This is a genomic window from Pantoea sp. Cy-640, assembly GCF_011752635.1.
In the GTDB taxonomy this organism is placed as follows: domain Bacteria; phylum Pseudomonadota; class Gammaproteobacteria; order Enterobacterales; family Enterobacteriaceae; genus Pantoea; species Pantoea dispersa.
The window spans coordinates 1-16,915 of sequence record NZ_VWXB01000007.1 but is presented as its reverse complement, the minus strand read 5'-3'; the positions used below and the strand labels follow the sequence as shown (position 1 = coordinate 16,915).

Annotated in this window: 15 protein-coding genes and 3 tRNA genes; 8 read left to right on the top strand and 10 right to left on the bottom strand. The window is 57.6% G+C overall.

Annotation, left to right across the window (positions count from 1 at the left end):
• Positions 1-135 precede the first annotated feature (135 nt).
• From F3J36_RS17000 to orn, 4 genes are all read right to left on the bottom strand, one after another.
• Positions 136-211, bottom strand: a tRNA-Gly gene (locus tag F3J36_RS17000).
• A 199-nt stretch (positions 212-410) separates the two neighbouring features.
• Positions 411-486 (bottom strand) — tRNA-Gly (locus F3J36_RS16995).
• 91 nt (positions 487-577) lie between these two features.
• A tRNA-Gly gene (locus F3J36_RS16990) sits at positions 578-653 on the bottom strand.
• A gap of 236 nt (positions 654-889) precedes the next feature.
• On the bottom strand, positions 890-1,438 hold the full coding sequence (gene orn / locus F3J36_RS16985) for an oligoribonuclease (protein ID WP_021508132.1): 549 nt from the start codon (positions 1,436-1,438) through the stop codon (positions 890-892).
• A 102-nt stretch (positions 1,439-1,540) separates the two neighbouring features.
• Here orn and rsgA point away from each other — a divergent pair, with 102 nt between their 5' ends.
• The 3 genes from rsgA (at position 1,541) to mscM (ending at position 6,933) form a co-directional block, all read left to right on the top strand.
• A complete protein-coding gene (gene rsgA, locus F3J36_RS16980; protein WP_031279822.1) occupies positions 1,541-2,590 on the top strand; it encodes a small ribosomal subunit biogenesis GTPase RsgA in 1,050 nt (349 codons plus the stop codon).
• Between the two features lie 93 nt (positions 2,591-2,683).
• Entirely contained in the window at positions 2,684-3,580 is an 897-nt protein-coding gene (gene asd / locus F3J36_RS16975; RefSeq protein ID WP_021508134.1) for an archaetidylserine decarboxylase, read from the top strand.
• A 17-nt stretch (positions 3,581-3,597) separates the two neighbouring features.
• Entirely contained in the window at positions 3,598-6,933 is a 3,336-nt protein-coding gene (gene mscM, locus F3J36_RS16970; RefSeq protein ID WP_166720086.1) for a miniconductance mechanosensitive channel MscM, read from the top strand.
• A gap of 46 nt (positions 6,934-6,979) precedes the next feature.
• Here mscM and mdh read toward each other — a convergent pair whose 3' ends face one another.
• Complete coding sequence (gene mdh / locus F3J36_RS16965) at positions 6,980-7,915, bottom strand: malate dehydrogenase (RefSeq protein ID WP_021508136.1); 936 nt, start codon at positions 7,913-7,915, stop codon at positions 6,980-6,982.
• 420 nt (positions 7,916-8,335) lie between these two features.
• On the opposite strand from mdh, the gene argR reads away from it, so the two are divergent.
• The 4 genes from argR (at position 8,336) to yhcN (F3J36_RS16945) (ending at position 10,289) form a co-directional block, all read left to right on the top strand.
• Positions 8,336-8,806: a transcriptional regulator ArgR gene (argR, locus tag F3J36_RS16960; RefSeq protein ID WP_021508137.1), complete on the top strand. Its 471-nt coding sequence runs from the start codon at positions 8,336-8,338 to the stop codon at positions 8,804-8,806.
• Positions 8,807-9,298: 492 nt separating this feature from the next.
• A complete protein-coding gene (gene yhcN / locus F3J36_RS16955; protein WP_021508138.1) occupies positions 9,299-9,562 on the top strand; it encodes a peroxide/acid stress response protein YhcN in 264 nt (87 codons plus the stop codon).
• 90 nt (positions 9,563-9,652) lie between these two features.
• On the top strand, positions 9,653-9,919 hold the full coding sequence (locus tag F3J36_RS16950; RefSeq protein ID WP_021508139.1) for a YdgH/BhsA/McbA-like domain containing protein: 267 nt from the start codon (positions 9,653-9,655) through the stop codon (positions 9,917-9,919).
• A 103-nt stretch (positions 9,920-10,022) separates the two neighbouring features.
• Complete coding sequence (gene yhcN, locus F3J36_RS16945) at positions 10,023-10,289, top strand: peroxide/acid stress response protein YhcN (protein ID WP_021508140.1); 267 nt, start codon at positions 10,023-10,025, stop codon at positions 10,287-10,289.
• 59 nt (positions 10,290-10,348) lie between these two features.
• Here yhcN (F3J36_RS16945) and F3J36_RS16940 read toward each other — a convergent pair whose 3' ends face one another.
• From F3J36_RS16940 to aaeX, 5 genes are all read right to left on the bottom strand, one after another.
• Positions 10,349-10,618, bottom strand: a complete 270-nt coding sequence (locus F3J36_RS16940; RefSeq protein ID WP_166720085.1) for a hypothetical protein — start codon at positions 10,616-10,618, stop codon at positions 10,349-10,351.
• Between the two features lie 15 nt (positions 10,619-10,633).
• The gene (locus F3J36_RS16935) at positions 10,634-12,088 is read right to left on the bottom strand and encodes an NAD-dependent succinate-semialdehyde dehydrogenase (RefSeq protein ID WP_166720084.1); all 1,455 of its coding nucleotides are present in this window, start codon (positions 12,086-12,088) and stop codon (positions 10,634-10,636) included.
• Between the two features lie 111 nt (positions 12,089-12,199).
• Positions 12,200-14,152: a p-hydroxybenzoic acid efflux pump subunit AaeB gene (gene aaeB / locus F3J36_RS16930; RefSeq protein ID WP_088516102.1), complete on the bottom strand. Its 1,953-nt coding sequence runs from the start codon at positions 14,150-14,152 to the stop codon at positions 12,200-12,202.
• Between the two features lie 11 nt (positions 14,153-14,163).
• Positions 14,164-15,093: a p-hydroxybenzoic acid efflux pump subunit AaeA gene (gene aaeA / locus F3J36_RS16925; protein WP_058759877.1), complete on the bottom strand. Its 930-nt coding sequence runs from the start codon at positions 15,091-15,093 to the stop codon at positions 14,164-14,166.
• Positions 15,094-15,101: 8 nt separating this feature from the next.
• Positions 15,102-15,305: a p-hydroxybenzoic acid efflux pump operon protein AaeX gene (aaeX, locus tag F3J36_RS16920; protein WP_021508145.1), complete on the bottom strand. Its 204-nt coding sequence runs from the start codon at positions 15,303-15,305 to the stop codon at positions 15,102-15,104.
• A 258-nt stretch (positions 15,306-15,563) separates the two neighbouring features.
• Between aaeX and aaeR the strand changes: the two genes are divergently transcribed.
• Entirely contained in the window at positions 15,564-16,481 is a 918-nt protein-coding gene (gene aaeR / locus F3J36_RS16915) for an HTH-type transcriptional activator AaeR (protein ID WP_058771467.1), read from the top strand.
• The last annotated feature ends 434 nt before the right edge of the window (positions 16,482-16,915 follow it).

Here is a 16,915-nt window from a genome sequence, read left to right as displayed (position 1 = left end):
GACGCAGACATCCAGGGCACTCACGCGGCGTGCAAAATTTCCAGATAACAAACGGAACCGCACAGGTAAAACGACTGCAGCAGTTGTATGTCTGATTGTGCCCGGGGGCAAATAACTTTAGTGAATATGAAAATCTGGAGCGGGAAACGAGACTCGAACTCGCGACCCCGACCTTGGCAAGGTCGTGCTCTACCAACTGAGCTATTCCCGCATAATCTTCGTATTTTAGTCTGCCACGGCGTTGGCTGCCTTCGCTCACCCAGGTCACTTACTCGTGTAAGCTCCCAGGGATTCGCTCAGTTGCCGCCTTGTTGCAAACTCAAATACTCGATTATGTACCGGCATTCTTAAGTCACAACAACCGCAAAAAGACTAAATCCGTGATTTGGATGGCGTACTGCAACAGAGACTGGAGCGGGAAACGAGACTCGAACTCGCGACCCCGACCTTGGCAAGGTCGTGCTCTACCAACTGAGCTATTCCCGCATAATCGTCGTCTTTCATTGCGCTGCGGCGTTAACGGCCTGGACGCGGCTGAAATCCTTGATTCTGATGCATTACTTTTTACTGCACGTTCTGGAGCGGGAAACGAGACTCGAACTCGCGACCCCGACCTTGGCAAGGTCGTGCTCTACCAACTGAGCTATTCCCGCATCATTGTCTTTCAATCTGCTGCGGCGTTGACCGCCTTAGCGCAACTGAACTACCTGATTCAGAACATTTGTTACTTTTACTGCTCCGTACCTGTTGTAAATTCTTCACCGGTACGGGGTGCGCATTATACGAGAAATCCTTCCCGCCGCAAGCGTTGCAAAGCAAAATTTTGCGCTTTGCGCGCGTTTGCTGTTTTAATCGGCAAACTGCTGCTTTCCTGCGCACCCGCGTTGATTTACAGCTGCAGGAAGTGCTCGCGGTAGTAGGCCAGCTCGGCAATGGACTCGCGAATGTCGTCCAGCGCCTGATGCGTACCGGCCTTTTTAAAGCCTGGCAGAATCTCTGGCTTCCAGCGGCGCGCCAGCTCTTTCAGCGTGCTGACATCCAGATAGCGGTAGTGGAAATAGGCTTCCAGCTCCGGCATGTACTTAAACAGGAAGCGGCGATCCTGGCCAATGCTGTTGCCGCAAATCGGTGAGGTGTTGGCCGGAACCCACTGCTGCAGAAACGCAATCGTCGCCTGCTCCGCTGCACGATCGTCATGCTGGCTGGCCTTCACGCGCGCAACCAGCCCGCTATTGGTGTGGGTGCGTACATTCCAGTCATCCATCAGCGCCAGCTGCGCATCGGACTGATGCACCGCCAGTACCGGACCTTCGGCCAGAATGTTGAGGTTGGCGTCCGTTACAATGGTGGCGATCTCAATAATGCGATCGCGCTCCGGATCCAGTCCGGTCATTTCCAGGTCGATCCAAATCAGATTGTTTTCATTTCCCGCTGTCATGCATTTCCCGCCTGTTGCCAAAGTCGTCATTAGCCTGAATTAAGGTGTATCATAGACGTTTTGCCCAGCGGGGCGAAGCCTGGCGAAAGCGTGAGAGGATGCGTGAGCAAAAATAAATTGTCGAAGGGTCAACAACGTCGCGTCAGCGCCAACCATCAGCGTCGTCTGCAGCAACGGAACGAAAAGCCGGAACCGGACGACAGCCTGTTTGGTGAAGCCTCTGAGGGCGTAGTGATCAGCCGCTTTGGCATGCACGCGGATGTGGAAGACAGCGCCGGCGAGGTGCATCGCTGTAATATCCGCCGCACCATTCGCTCGCTGGTCACCGGTGACCGCGTGGTGTGGCGCGCCGCCGGCGAAAACGGTGGCAAAGGAATTGTTGAAGCCGTGCACCCGCGCCAGACGGTGCTGACGCGCCCGGACTTCTATGACGGCGTGAAACCGATCGCCGCTAACATTGATCAGATCATTATTGTGTCGGCGATCCTGCCAGAGCTGTCGCTGAACATTATCGATCGCTATCTGGTGGCCAGCGAAACGCTCGGCGTGGAGCCGCTGCTGGTACTGAATAAAACCGATCTGCTGGATGACGACGCGCGGGCGTTTGTCGATGAGCAGATGGATATCTATCGCCACATTGGCTATCGCGTACTGATGGTGTCGAGCCGCGCCAAAGATGGACTGAAGGATCTGGAAGCGGCGCTCACCGGCCGGGTCAGCATTTTTGCCGGCCAGTCTGGCGTGGGTAAATCCAGCCTGCTGAACAACCTGCTCGGCCTCGACCTGGCAGGCGATGAGATCCTGACCAATGATGTGTCGGACGTGTCCGGCCTCGGCCAGCACACCACCACCGCCTCACGGCTGTATCACTTCCCGCACGGCGGCGATGTCATCGATTCGCCTGGCGTGCGCGAGTTCGGTTTGTGGCATCTGGAGCCGGAACAAATTACCCAGGGATTTGTCGAATTTCGTGAATTTCTCGGCGGTTGCAAGTTCCGTGACTGCAAGCACGACAACGACCCTGGCTGCGCCATCCGCGAAGCGGTGGAGAACGGGATCATCGACATTTCACGCTTCGATAACTACCACCGTATTCTGGAGAGCATGGCGCAGGTAAAAACGCGTAAAAACTTTTCCGCCAGCGAAGATTAACGGGTACAACGGCACATTCGCCAACTGACCGGGGCGCTGCTACAATCCGCCCCCTTTTGTGTAAACCAAACGTTATTAAGCCAGGAGGCAACGGTGTTTGATCGTTTTAAACTCGGCCTGAATCACATTCTGCCTAAAAAAGCGCTGACCGAACTCGCCGGTTGGGGCGCCAGCCGCCGCGCTGGCTGGCTGACCAAAGCGGTCATCGACATTTTTGTCTGGTTCTACAAAGTGGACATGGCGGAAGCCAGCAAGCCGCACACCGGCAGCTACCGCACCTTTAATGACTTCTTTGTACGCCCGTTAAAAGAGGGTGCGCGCCCTATCGATCCGGACGCTTCGTTGCTGGCCTTGCCAGCGGATGGCGCCATCAGCCAGCTGGGCCGTATTGCTGGCGATCAGATCTTCCAGGCCAAAGGCCACACCTACTCGCTGCAGGCGCTGCTGGCCGGCAATGACGATCTGGCGGAAAAATTTGTCGACGGTGAGTTTGTTACCACTTACCTCGCGCCGCGCGACTACCACCGCGTGCACATGCCGTGTAACGGCATCCTGCGCGAAATGATCTACGTGCCGGGCGATCTCTACTCGGTTAACCCGCTGACCGCGCGCAACATCCCGAACCTGTTTGCCCGTAACGAACGCGTGATCTGCGTATTCGATACCGATCACGGCCCGATGGTGCAGATCCTCGTGGGCGCCACCATCGTCGGCAGCATCGAAACCGTCTGGGCCGGCACCGTGACGCCGCCGCGCGAAGGGGTGATCAAACGCTGGCGCTACCCATCGGCCGATCATGATGGCGCGGTCGTGCTGCTGAAAGGTCAGGAGATGGGCCGCTTTAAGCTGGGCTCGACGGTGATCAACCTGTTTGCGCCGAACCGCGTTAAGCTGGCTGAAAGCCTTGAAGCCGAAAGCAAAACCCGCCTGGGTCAGCCGCTGGCTATCGCCCTGCCGCAGCCCGGCGACAGCGCTCCGCTCATCGACTAATTCCGGGAAACACCGCCGTGCGCGCCTCTCTTTTTCTGCTGCTGAGCCTGGTGCTCAGCAGCACCGTCTTTGCCGCCACCGTTCCACCCGCCAGCCAGCTGAAACAGGATCTGGAAACGGCGAAATCCGCGAAAAGCTCGCCCAGCCAGACCGAACAGGTGCAGGCGCTGGAAGCAGCAATTAACTTCCTGTCCGAACGCGACGACTCGCTGGAACGGGCGAAACAGTATCAGCAGGTAATCGATGATTTCCCGCGGCTGGCGCGCGAGCTGCGTCAGCAAATCGCCACGCTGACTGACAGCAGCAAGCCAGTGCGCAGCAACATGAGCAATGCCGAGCTGGATCAGGAGATCCTGCAGGTTAGCAGCCAGCTGCTGGAGGAGAGCCGCCAGGCGCAGCAGGAGCAGGATCGCGCCCGCGAAATCAGCGATTCTCTGTCGCAGCTGCCGCAGCAGCAGACCGATGCGCGGCGCGCCATGACCGAAAGCGAACGGCGCGCACAGGGCGTGGCGGCTGCCGCTACCCCGCTGGCACAGGCGCAGATTTATGCGCGTCAGACCGAGAGCGCTGCCAGTAAAGCGCGGGTAGATGAGCTGGAGCTGGCGCAGCTGTCCGCCAATAACCGTCAGGAGCTGGCGCGCATGCGCGCGGAAGTGCATCAGCGCAAAGCCACCCAGCTGGATAACTATCTGCAGGCGCTGCGCAATCAGCTTAACAACCAGCGCCAGCGCGAAGCCGAACTGGCGCTGGAGCGCACCGAACAGCTGGCGGAAAACAGCGGCGACCTGCCGGCCTCCATCAGCGATCAGTTCCGCGTTAACCGCGAGCTCTCCGCCGATCTGAATCAGCAGGCGCAGCGTATGGATCTGGTGGCCTCGCAGCAGCGTCTCGCCACTAATCAGACATTGCAGGTGCGCCAGGCGCTGAGCACGCTGCGCGAGCAGTCACAGTGGCTGGGCGTGTCGAATCTGCTGGGTGAAGCGCTGCGCGCGCAGGTGGCGCGCCTGCCGGAGATGCCCAAATCCCAGCAGATCGACAGTGAAATGGGCCAGCTGCGCGTGCAGCGGCTGCATTATGAAGACCTGCTGGAGCGCCAGCAGGCGCTGCGCAAAGAGAAACAGGCGGACGGCACGCCGTTCACCAGTGAACAGACGCGCATTCTGGATGCCCAGCTGAAAACCCAGCGCGAACTGCTGAACTCGCTGATTTCCGGCTGCGACACGCTGATTCTGGAAATCACCAAGCTGAAGGTTTCCAATACGCAGCTGCAGGACGCGCTGAGTGAAGTTAAAGAGGCGACGCACCGCTATCTGTTCTGGACAGCCGACGTCAGCCCGGTTGGCCTGAAATATCCGCTGGACGTGGCCACCGACCTGACGCGCCTGCTGTCGCTGGACACGCTGGGCCAGCTGGGCAAAGCGCTGGCGATGATGTTCACTAACCGCGAAACGGTGCTGCCGATTATTGGCGCCATTCTGCTGGTGGGCTTTAGCATCAGCACGCGTCGTCACTACAACGCCTTTATGGCGCGCGCGGCCAGCCGCGTGGGGAAAGTGACCCAGGACCGCTTCAGCCTGACGCTACGCACCGTCTTCTGGTCGATTCTGGTCGCGGTGCCGCTGCCGGTGCTGTGGGCCGCGCTCGGCTTTGGCCTGCAGCACGCCTGGCCTTACCCGTTTGCCGTGGCGATTGGCGATGGCATCACTGCCACCCTGCCGCTGCTGTGGGCATTCATGATCAGCGCGGCTTTTGCCCGTCCTGACGGCCTGTTTGTCGTGCACTTTCGCTGGCCGCAGGCGCGGGTCGCGCGCGCCATGCGTTATTACTCGCTGACGGTCGGCCTGATCGTACCGCTGATTATGCTGCTGATTGCTTTCGCCAACCTCGACGATCCGCAGTTCTCCGCCACGCTGGGGCGCCTGTGCTTTATTCTGATCTGCGGGGCGCTGAGCATTGTCACCGTCAGCCTGAAACGCGCCGGTATCCCACTCTATTTAGATAAAGAGGGCGACGGCGACAACTTCGTTAACCGGATTCTGTGGAACCTGATGATCGCCATTCCGCTGGTGGCGGCGCTGGCCTCCTGCATTGGCTATCTGGCCACCGCGCAGGCGCTGCTGGCGCGTCTGGAAACCTCGGTCGGCATCTGGTTCTTCCTGCTGGTGATTTACCACATCATTCGCCGCTGGATGCTGATTCAGCGCCGCCGCATCGCCTTTGACCGCGCGCGCCAGCGTCGTGCCGATATGCTGGCCAACCGCGCGCGCAGCGAAGAGGAAAAAGAGCAGCAGTCTGCCGTCAGCACCGATACCGTGGAAGTCGAAGAGCCGATTATCGATCTGGATGCGATCAGCGCGCAGTCGCTGCGGCTGGTCCGCTCGATTCTGACGCTGATTGCGCTGGTGTCGGTGATTGTGCTGTGGTCTGAGATCCACTCCGCGTTCAGTTTCCTCGACAACATTCCGCTGTGGGATGCCAGCACCACGGTGCAGGGCGTCGAGAGCGTACAGCCCATTACGCTGGGTGCCGTGCTGATCGCCATCCTGATCTTTATCATTACCACCCAGCTGGTACGCAATATGCCGGCGCTGCTGGAGCTGGCGCTGCTGCAACACCTCAGCCTGTCGCCCGGCACCGGTTACGCCATTACCACCCTGACCAAATACGCGCTGATGCTGGTCGGCGGTCTGATTGGCTTCTCGATTATTGGCGTGGAGTGGTCAAAACTGCAGTGGCTGGTAGCGGCGCTGGGTCTGGGGCTGGGCTTTGGGATGCAGGAGATCTTTGCCAACTTTATCTCCGGCCTGATCATCCTGTTTGAGAAACCGATTCGTATCGGCGATACCGTGACCATTCGCGATTTGACCGGCAGCATCACCCGCATCAATACGCGCGCCACCACCATTACCGACTGGGACCGCAAAGAGATTATTGTGCCGAACAAGGCCTTTATCACCGAGCAGTTCGTCAACTGGTCGCTGTCGGATTCGGTGACGCGCGTGGTGCTGACCATTCCGGCACCGGCCCACGTTAACAGCGAAGAGGTGACGACCATCCTGAAGCAGGCGGCCGATCGCTGTACCTACGTGCTGGATATGCCAGCGCCGGATGTGTTCCTTGTGGATCTGCAGCAGGGCATTCAGCTGTTTGAGCTGCGCGTGCACGCGGCGGAGATGGGTCATCGCATGCCGCTGCGCCATGAGCTGCATCAGCTGATTCTGCGCGGCTTTGAAGAGCATGGCATTGAGATGCCGTTCCCGCCGTTCCAGGTACGGATGGAAACGCTGGGGCGCAAAACGCCGGCCAGCAACGGTTCGACTGCCAGCCGGACCTTCAAATCCGGTGGCCTGTAAAACAAAACGCCCGGCATGCGCCGGGCGTTTTTTCTTTACGCGCGAGTTACTTCACAAACTCTTCGCCCTGCGCGATATCTTTTTTCAGCGTCTCCAGCATGCCGTTAAGCGCCTGCTGTTCGAAATCACTGAGCGGCCCGAGCGGACGGCGTTCGGCGATACCGTTTTTGCCCAGCAGCAGCGGCTGCGAGAAGAAGCGCGCGTACTCGCCGTCGCCTTCCACATAGGCGCACTCTACGACATTGGCTTCGCCCTGCAGTGCACGAATCAGCGACAGACCAAAGCGCGCCGCCGCCTGGCCCATCGACAGCGTCGCCGAGCCGCCACCGGCTTTGGCTTCCACCACTTCGGTACCGGCATTCTGAATACGTTTCGTCAGGTCGGCGATCTCCTGCTCGCTGAAGCTGACGCCTTTAACCTGCGACAGCAGCGGCAGAATGGTCACGCCTGAATGCCCGCCGACCACCGGCACTTCAATCTCCGTAGGCTGTTTGCCCTTCAGGGCTGCGACAAAGGTGTTGGCGCGAATCACATCCAGCGTTGAGACGCCAAACAGCCGGTTTTTATCGTACACGCCGGCTTTTTTCAGCACTTCGGCGGCAATCGCCACCGTGGTATTTACCGGGTTAGTGATGACGCCAATCAGCGCTTTTGGCGCGGTGGTCGCCACCTGTTCAATCAGGTTACGCACGATACCGGCGTTGACGTTAAACAGATCGGCGCGGTCCATGCCAGGTTTGCGTGCCACACCGGCCGAAATCAGCACCACATCAGCGCCATGCAGAGCCGGCGTGGCATCTTCGCCACTGAACCCTTCGACTTTCACAGCAGTAGGAATGTGGCTGAGATCAACCGCGACGCCTGGCGTCACCGGGGCAATGTCATACAGTGAGAGGGCTGAACCTGCGGGTAATTGGGTCTTGAGCAGCAGAGCGAGTGCCTGGCCAATACCACCAGCTGCACCGAGAACGGCAACTTTCATCCTGAACTCCTTATTAAGGTGGGGCAGAGATATGCCGGAAATCCATCAGGTTACGAGTTTAATCAACTTCTCAGGCGATAGCGACACACCTGTCGCGCAATAACATTACGCCGCAATCGGCTCCCGAGACATCTCCACTTCAGAAGTCGCCTGAATGATCCAGTCGCAGCCAGAAGACTATGGACGGCAATGATCATCGTTTTGTTGTTACCACTTCAATAATATAACAACTTTGCAACCTTCGCTTTGCGCGCCAGCGCGCGATTTTGGTGCAGGATAAAACTCTGTTATCATGCCCGCCCCACACGCGCATGCCGTGAATTCACGCATCCGCTTATTGCATAAAAATTCATCTAAATGCATAATAATTTATCTGAGACGGGCCTGTTGCCTGCTGCAACCCTCTTTTATTGGTAGCTTATGCGAAACCCATCTAAACAAGACGATCTGATAAAGGCGTTCAAAGCCTTACTGAAAGAAGAAAAGTTCAGCTCTCAGGGCGAAATTGTCCAGGCGCTGCAGGAAGACGGCTTCGGCAACATCAACCAGTCAAAAGTTTCTCGTATGCTGACCAAGTTTGGCGCGGTGCGCACGCGTAACGCCAAAATGGAGATGGTGTACTGCCTGCCTGCCGAACTGGGCGTGCCTACCACCACCAGCCCGCTGAAGAATCTGGTGCTGGATATCGACTATAACGATGCGCTGGTAGTGATTCATACCAGCCCGGGCGCGGCCCAGCTGATCGCCCGCCTGCTCGACTCCCTCGGCAAAGCCGAAGGCATTCTCGGCACCATCGCCGGTGACGACACTATCTTTATTACGCCAGCGCGCGCCTTTACGGTGAAGCAGCTGTATGACGCCGTGCTGGTGTTATTCGAACAGGAACTATAAAACCCTGTCTGTTACCGGCGGTTCACCTGCCGGTAACCTTGCCTGCCCGCCCGCGTTTCTCCCGCTGTTTTATCGCCAATACCTTACAAAATAACCGCTTAGCCATATTCCGCCGGGTTCTCAATGCGGGGAACTATTGGTACGACCTTTTCGCCTGCTTAACCCTTTGCGCTATTTTACGCTGCTTTACAATTAGTGCTTAGCGGTTATCTCTTGCTTTTAGCGCACAGCCAGCTTGATCAACCACATTGTTTCGCACAAAAAGATAATTTGATGCAGATCATTGTTTTTGCATGGAAATACACCCTCCTGGTTAAGATCCAGGCGGTTTTAATAACTTTGCGTTATAAAAATGTGCCATAAGGATAAAGAATTACAACCAATCATTATTAGCGGGATATTAATTTCATGGGTGATTAGATCTATACTTCTTTTCGTGATGCAAATCACACGAAATCAAAAAGAGAAAAACAGAAGACGAGGAAAAATACCATGAACGTTAAAACTACTATCGCCACCCTGAGTGTTCTATCTGCCCTGTCATTTGGTGCTTTCGCCGCAGATTCTATCAATGCCGAACAGGCAGCGAACCTGCAGCCGGTCGGCACCATTAGCGTCAGCGGCATTGGCGGCTCACCGATGGATATCCATCAGCAGCTGAACGCCAAAGCTGAAGCGCAAGGTGCTAAAGCCTATCGCGTTGTTGAGGCTTATAACGACAACAGCTACCACGCAACCGCGGAACTTTATAAATAAGTTTGCCGGAACAAGATGCAGTGTGAACGGCGACCCGTTTGAGAGGCGTTTGCCTCTCAGGTTGCCCACCCCATTTCAGGAGAGTGAATCATGAAAACCAAATTATCTATTGCTGTACTGAGTCTGGCTTCCGTTCTGTCTTTTGGCGCCAGTGCTGCTACCCTGGTAACCAACACCCAGGCAGAAAATCTGCAGCCGCTGAATCAGACCATTAGCGTGAGCGGCGTCGATGGCGACCAGACCAATATCCGTCAGGAACTGTCCCAGAAAGCCGATGCTCAGGGCGCCAGCCATTACCGCATCATTGAGAACAATCAGGACAACACCTTCCACGTGACGGCTGAACTGTACAAATAAACTTTAACTATCGATCCGGCGTTATGCAGTCGCCGGGAGAAGATCGACGACCCGCTTACCCTCTTCGTGCCGCAGGTTGTTGATTCTAATGAGGAGACGAATTATGAAAATCAAAACAACCATCGCAACCGCTACGCTGCTTTCTCTGTTCGCTTTTGGCGCTTCGGCTGCCCAACTGGTAACGGATGAATCCGCGCAGAATCTGCAATCTACCGGCCAGACTATTACCGTTAGCGGAACAGGCGGCTCACCTATGGATTACCGCGCTCAGCTTTCTCAGAAAGCCGATGAGCAGGGTGCCAGCGCGTATAAAGTGATTGAAGCGCGCACCGGTGACAGCTATCACCTGACTGCAGAGCTGTACAAATAATTCCTCGTCAATTCTGACGAACCCTTTGGCCCCGCCTGCCGGGGCCCTTTTTGGTTGTGCTACTGAACATTAAAGCGGAGCTGGCCTTCCAGCTCCTCTTCTGCCTCATCGAATAGCAATATCAGCGCACCATAGCGGCGTTTCTGCCCTTTCCCCAGATTGATAAACGCAATTTCCAGCGGCAACGGGATCTGCTCGCCGGTGATCATTTCCCACAGATCGTCCAGATCGTGAATGGTGCGATCCGCCAGCGCGAAACGTTCGCAAAACTGACGGTAGAAATGAGCCTGATCGACGATTTCATTGAAGTCGAAACGCTCGGTTCTCATGGTGACATCCTCTCGCTACGCCAGACCGCCGAGGTGCAGCGCTTTGACTTCCAGATACTCTTCCATGCCCAGCACCGATCCTTCGCGTCCCAGCCCGGACTCTTTCACGCCGCCAAACGGCGCCAGCTCGGTCGAGACCGCGCACTCGTTGATCCCAATCATGCCGGCTTCCAGCGCCGCCGAAACGCGGAACACGCGCTGCAGATTCTGCGTATAGAAGTAAGCCGCCAGACCGTATTCGGTGTTGTTGGCGCGCGCGATTACCTCAGCTTCATCGTCAAAGCGGAAGCAGGCAGCCACCGGACCGAAGGTCTCTTCCTGCGCCAGCTGCATCTCTTCATGCGCATCGGCAATCACCGTCGGCTGCCAGAAGTTGCCGCCCAGCGGATGGCGCTCGCCGCCCACCAGCAGTTTCCCGCCTTTGCTCAGCGCATCTTTGACATGCTCTTCCACTTTCTCCACCGCGGACGCCTCAATCAGCGGCCCGACCACCACGCCCGGCTCCACGCCGTTGCCCACTTTCAGTTTGCCCACCGCCTCAGCCAGCTGATGCACAAAGCGGTCGTATATTGCGTTGTGGATATAGAAGCGGTTAACGCTGACGCATACCTGTCCGGCGTTGCGGAATTTGTTGGCGATAGCCCCCTGCACCGCCGCGTCGATATCGGCATCGTCAAACACGATATAGGGCGCGTTGCCGCCCAGCTCCATCGAGACTTTCTTCATGGTTTCGGCCGCGTTCCGCATCAGCGTTTTCCCCACTGCGGTGGAACCGGTAAAGGAGATTTTACGCACCGCGCGGGAAGCCATAATGGCGTCGCTGATGGCGTGCGTGTCGCCAGCTACCGCGTTCAGCACGCCGTCCGGCACACCCGCTTTTTGTGCCAGCGCCACCAGCGCAAAGGCGCTGAGCGGGGTATTATTGGCCGGCTTGATGATGCCGGTGCAGCCGGCCGCCAGCGCCGGGCCGAGTTTGCGCGTCAGCATCGCCATCGGGAAATTCCACGGCGTGATGGCAGCGACCACGCCAATCGGCTCGCGCGTCGCCAGAATGCGTGAACCGGCTTTGGCCGGCGGGATAATTTCGCCGTTGGCGCGCTTCGCCTGCTCGGCAAACCATTGAATAAAGCTGGCGGCGTATTCTACTTCACCCTCGGCTTCCTGCAGCGGTTTGCCCTGCTCGGCGGTCATCAGCTGGCCCAGCCAGCTTTTGTGCTCAATGATCAGCTGGTACCAGCGATAAAGGATTTCGCTGCGCTGTTTGGCGGTTTTGTCGCGCCAAGCCGGAAAGGCACGCTGCGCGGCGGCAATCGCCTGTTCGGTTTCAGCCTTACCGGCTTTTGCCACCTGCGCCAGTACCTCGCCGGTGGCCGGATTGGTGACATCAAAGGTGCTGCTGGCGGTGTGCCACTGGCCGTCCGCGAAGTAGCCAGTGTTGAACAGTTCGTGTTGTTGCAGGGAAGTGGACATCGTTATTCTCCTGTCAGTAAGCATCCTGTCAGGAAAGTATAGATGGCAATAATCGGGCAATGAGGGTCAGCGTGGCATCAGGCCAGCCGCTGCGCCAGGCAGCGGCCAGTTTCAGATTTGGATGAGGGTGTTCTGGTACTTATCCAGCATCATCGACAGCCGTTTCACCGGTTCCGTCACGCTGGCCGGGGCGGCATAGTGCTGCAGCTTCTGCTGATAAACGTCCAGCTCCTGCAGCAGGCGCTCAAAGTAGTAGCGCCGTTTATCATCGCTGCTGGCCGCAATAATGCGGTCGGCGGTGGCGCGCAGCTGGCGGTGATACGCCGACAGGTCGGCATTGACCGGCACCTCCGCGTTGCGCAGGCGCTGATGACCAATAATCAGCGTGAGCGCAATCCGGTATTTGTCGATATCGCCCGGGAACAGATTAAGCAGCAGGAACAGCTGCTGATAAAGCGCCGGTAAATGGTTCTCACGCCGGCGCGCCTGGTTGGTGGTCAGCGCTGCCACCGCAGCATACATAAAGCGATTCAGCAGCTTGCGTCCGGTGCGGGCTTTGGATTTGTCACGAATCAGCAAAATCACCATCATCGCTACAAAGCTGCCAATCCACTGGCCGAGCGCGTTGTCGAGAAACACGTTGAACTCAAACTTCATCGGGTTATCCAGCACCAGCACGTTGATGGTGCCGATCAGCGCGCCCAGCGTACCAATCTGCCGCCGCTGTACAAAGATGCCGCCGATAAAGCCGAGTGCGCCAATCGCGATACACAACAGCAAGGCACTTTGCTGGGTGCCCGGCAATACCCAGATGAAGTAGAGCATGCCCAGCGGCACCGCAAAGGCCATGCCGTAGAAGAAGTCTTTCGCCATCATCAGCGGATTCGGCATACGCATCGCCAGCGCGGTAATCACCGCCAGCATCACCATGCAGCCGCTGCCGGAAGTCCAGCCGGTATATAGCCAGAACAGCGAACCGAGCGCGGTGGCGACAAAGGTGCGCACGCCATTGATCATCGCATGATGCGTCTCCGCTGAACGCGCCTGGATCACCACTTCACGCTGCAGAATGCTCTCCTCCAGCGTGGTGATACGGCTGTTACTTTTGACGCCATTGATCAGCAGCAGATATTCGGTTGCTGCGCCGACCCAGCTGGCCAGGGTAAACGGCACGCTTTTACTGCTGACGCCAATAACGCGGCGCATCAGCTTCATGCGCTTATGTACGTCACCGACGCTGGTTACCTCTTTTTCAATCAGCAGGCGATACTGCGGCGGGATGTAATCCGGGCGCGAATTCTGAATCAGGAAGGTCTCGGCTGCCTGAGTGATCAGCGTCAGCGATAGCGTGTTGAGCATTTGCAACCGGCGGCTGGTGTTGCTCCAGCGCGACGACTCCATCAGCAGCTGGCTGCGCATACCGTTGAGCGCGGTCGTGCGGCGCACCAGTGCGCTCCAGGCTTTGTCGACTTCCTCTTTATCCTCGTGCGCCACGCACAGCTGCAGCAGGCGGTAGTGCGCTACCAGCAGCGCATCCACTTCCGCATCAATCACTTTCTTGATCGAGCGCGGAGAGAACAGCATGTCGGCGAGAATGGCGCACAGAATACCGAGCACAATTTCGCTGCAGCGCTCCACGGCGAACTGCGGCGCCAGCGTCAGGCCGCCGCTGGCATCCGCGGTCACCACGATGATCAGCGCGGTGTAGCCGGCGAGGCCCAGCGCGTAGGAGTTTTCGACTTTAATCAGCGATGAGAGCCAGACGCACATGCCGGCCCACAGGCAGCACAGCAGCAGCATCACCACCGGCGCGCGCACCGTCGCAATCATGATGGTGAGTGCAGCGATACAGCCGATAAAGGTGCCGATAATACGCAGAACGCCACGGTAGCGCAGCGCGCCAGAGTAGGGATCGCCGCCCGCGGCAAAGGCGGTGCCGCCGGCCACGATGCCGGCGGTCATCACCGCCCAGCGCGGCGTTTCCAGATTGAAGTGAAAGCCAATCATCAGCGCCGCCACCAGCGCGAAGGTCAGCTTTACCGGGAAACGCAAAAACTCAATCATATCGCCCCCGCTTAACCAAACTCACGCAGGCGGTTGAACAGCTGCGCCATCGGCGACACTTTGGTCTGGCGGTCTTTGTCACCGGTGATCACCACGGTGGCGGTGGTCCCCGCCGGGAAGCGGTTGCCGGGCTGATCGTCGAGGCGAATACGCACCGGCACGCGCTGCGCCAGACGCACCCACTCGAGGTTGGAGTCCACGGTGGCCATGCCTTTACTGTCAACGCTGCTGCTGCTGTTGGTCACGCCAGCCGCGATGCTGTCAACCGTGCCGCGCAGCACCGTGTTGCTGCCCAGCGGAGTAATTTCCGCGCGGAAGCCGGGACGCACGCCATCCAGCTTGGTCTCTTCCATGTAGGCCAGCACGTAGAACGAGTGCTGCTGCACCAGCGCCACGGCCACCGAGCCGCGCGTGATGAATTCACCCTGATAGACGTTGAGGTTGGTGACCCAGCCGTCGGACGGCGCTTTGATGGTGGTGCGATCGAGGTCGATCACCGCCAGATCGCGCGTCGCCACCGCTTTGGCCAGCTGATGTTCGCTGGTCTGCAGGTCGCTGTTCGACTGCTCAATGGCTTCACGCGACATCGCGCTGGTACCGAGCTGGTTACGGCGCGCCGCTTCACGGCGTTTTTCGCTGACCAGCGCCTGGTAATATTCGACATCCGCCTGCGCCTCATCCAGCGCTTTCTGGTAGCGCGGACGGTCAACGATAAACAGCGTATCGCCTTTTTTCACCAGCTGGTTGTCGTGTACCGGGACGTCAGTGATCAGTCCGGTCACGTCCGGGGAGATCGCCACCACATCGGCGGAGAATTTGGCGTCACGCGTCCACGGCGACTCGGTATAGAACACCCAGGCGCGGAAGATGATAACAACAGCGATGATAACCAGCAGGAGCGTAATGGCGTAACGCGCGATTTTTCTTATTAGCGCTTTCACTTAAAACCTCAGACGAATAGACGGGATACAAGGTAAAACACACAGCAATACAGCGCTGTGTTAAAAAGTGCCGGGTGCCACACCAGATCGTAAATCCCGCTGGGCGTCAGCACGCGTTTCACCAGCCAGAACAGCGCCAGCGAAACCAGTAGTTCAATGAAGATGGGCGGAAAAGACAGCCCGAATACGACAAATACCGGAAGCACACTCATTTCGGTTCCTTAGTTCGACCTTGCCGGATTGCACCGATACCTGCCCTCATGCCCTCTGGCACGTCGGGTTGATGATAGTGGGATGACGGATAATCTGATGACAACATTCAGGCCGCGTTGAGCTAATCATAGCGTATCATCGGGTAAACACTGCCGTGTTCAGGTGCGGTGAAGAGCCCCAGCGTGCGTATAGTAACGCGCTTGACTATACGTTTTCTACATATTGTGAGCTAAATCACTTTTTAGCCAGAGTAAACAATGGAACGACTCAAAGGCATGTCCATTTTCGCCAAAGTGGTTGAATTGGGCTCATTTACCGCCGCCGCACGCCAGCTGCAGCTCAGCGTCTCGTCAATCAGCCAGATTGTTGCCAGACTGGAAGATGAGCTGCAGGTGAAACTGCTTAACCGCAGCACCCGCAGTCTGGGCCTGACCGAAGCCGGTAAGATTTATTATCAGGGCTGCCGCCGCATGCTGGCAGAGGCCTCGCAGGTGCACGAACAGCTGTACGCCTTCAACAACACGCCGATCGGGATTTTACGCATCGGCTGCTCTACCACCATGGCGCAAAATGTCCTCTCCGCCATGACCAGCGAGATGCTGCACGAATACCCGGGACTGAGCGTCAACCTGATGACCGGCATACCGGCGCCGGACCTGATTGCTAACGGACTGGATGTGGTGATACGCGTCGGTGAGCTGCAGGATTCCAACCTGTTCTCGCGCCGGCTGGGCGCCATGCCGATGGTGGTATGCGCGGCGAAGAGCTACCTGGCCCAGCACGGCACGCCGGAAAAGCCGGCTGAAATCGACAACTTTTCCTGGCTGGAGTACAGCGTGCGCCCGGATAACACCTTCGAGCTGGTGGCGCCGGAAGGCCTGGTGACGCGCCTGACGCCGCAGGGGCGTTTTGTCACCAATGATTCTCAGACGCTGATTCGCTGGCTGAAAGCGGGCTGCGGTATCGCCTATGTGCCGCTGATGTGGGTGATTGATGAGATCAACGCCGGTGAGATCGATATTTTGTTTCCGCAGTATCACTCGGAGCCGCGCCCGGTGTATGCCGTCTATACCGAGAAGGATAAGCTGCCGCTCAAGGTGCAGGTGTGTATCAATTATCTGACCGAGTATTTCAGGCAGGTGGCGAGGCAGTATCAGCAGCACCGCAAAAGTTAGCCGCCGTCTGGCGCTGGTGTGGTCGGCCTGAAGGGTGCATACGGGAAAATGCGGGGCAGTTATGCATGCCAGGTCACCCTGAAAGGTGACCTGGCAAAACAATTGCGTAATGCCGATCAGTTAAGTACCAAATTCAATTACCGCAGATTTCGTAGCGGCGCGATTAATCGCGCGTACTACTGGCAGCACCGTTCCCATCCATGCTTCGCGCAATAAATTGCGCCGCTACCAAAGTGTGCGTGCTGTTTACTCATAACTGACAAGCATTGTACAAACCCATTGCGCGGTTTTGACAGGGTGCGCACTGAGGTACGACCGGGCACATGGGTAACAGATCAGACCGGGCACACAGGTAACACTTTTTGTGGTCAGTCGATCCGGATAATACGCTTTTCTGCCCGGTCATAATACGCAAGGATGAGCCTGTCGAAGAG

Excerpts from the sequence above, each read along its gene's own strand:
- mdh (WP_021508136.1), bottom strand. The coding sequence starts at position 7,915 with ATGAAAGTTGCCGTTCTCGGTGCAGCTGGTGGTATTGGCCAGGCACTC.
- argR (WP_021508137.1), top strand. The coding sequence starts at position 8,336 with ATGCGAAACCCATCTAAACAAGACGATCTGATAAAGGCGTTCAAAGCC.
- orn (WP_021508132.1), bottom strand. The coding sequence starts at position 1,438 with ATGACAGCGGGAAATGAAAACAATCTGATTTGGATCGACCTGGAAATG.
- F3J36_RS16940 (WP_166720085.1), bottom strand. The coding sequence starts at position 10,618 with ATGAGAACCGAGCGTTTCGACTTCAATGAAATCGTCGATCAGGCTCAT.
- F3J36_RS16950 (WP_021508139.1), top strand. The coding sequence starts at position 9,653 with ATGAAAACCAAATTATCTATTGCTGTACTGAGTCTGGCTTCCGTTCTG.
- aaeX (WP_021508145.1), bottom strand. The coding sequence starts at position 15,305 with ATGAGTGTGCTTCCGGTATTTGTCGTATTCGGGCTGTCTTTTCCGCCC.
- yhcN (WP_021508138.1), top strand. The coding sequence starts at position 9,299 with ATGAACGTTAAAACTACTATCGCCACCCTGAGTGTTCTATCTGCCCTG.
- yhcN (WP_021508140.1), top strand. The coding sequence starts at position 10,023 with ATGAAAATCAAAACAACCATCGCAACCGCTACGCTGCTTTCTCTGTTC.
- aaeR (WP_058771467.1), top strand. The coding sequence starts at position 15,564 with ATGGAACGACTCAAAGGCATGTCCATTTTCGCCAAAGTGGTTGAATTG.
- F3J36_RS16935 (WP_166720084.1), bottom strand. The coding sequence starts at position 12,088 with ATGTCCACTTCCCTGCAACAACACGAACTGTTCAACACTGGCTACTTC.
- aaeB (WP_088516102.1), bottom strand. The coding sequence starts at position 14,152 with ATGATTGAGTTTTTGCGTTTCCCGGTAAAGCTGACCTTCGCGCTGGTG.